General features: G+C 66.1%; 1 protein-coding gene. It reads left to right on the top strand.

The features are described 5' to 3' along the window. The coding region (locus tag ACNAZS_RS26735) for an AMP-binding protein (protein WP_415793644.1) at window positions 1–327 on the top strand (327 nt) is incomplete at both ends.

Below are 327 nucleotides of genomic sequence, written 5' to 3'. Positions count from 1 at the left end.
ACGGCGGTGGCCGACAATGCCGAGCAACCGATCGGATCGATCGATCTGCTCAGTGCCCAAGAGCGGCACCAGATATTGCACGACTGGAACGATACCGCTCGCGAGGTGACCGCCGCCACGCTGCCCGCGTTGTTCGAAGCACAGGTGCGCCGCGATCCCCAGGCAACCGCAGTAGTGTACGAGGACGAGCAGTTGAGCTACGCCGAACTCAACGCCCGCGCCAACCGCCTGGCGCACGGCCTGATCAGCCGCGGCATAGGCCCCGAGAGCGTGGTGGGCCTGTGCCTGGAACGGTCGCTCGATATGGTGGTGGCGCTGCTGGGCATC

Origin of the sequence: Bordetella tumulicola (genome assembly GCF_965138755.1) — a bacterium.
Lineage (GTDB): Bacteria > Pseudomonadota > Gammaproteobacteria > Burkholderiales > Burkholderiaceae_B > Bordetella_A > Bordetella_A tumulicola.
Note: the sequence above shows the minus strand (reverse complement) of the source record. Positions and strands in the feature narration are given on the sequence as shown.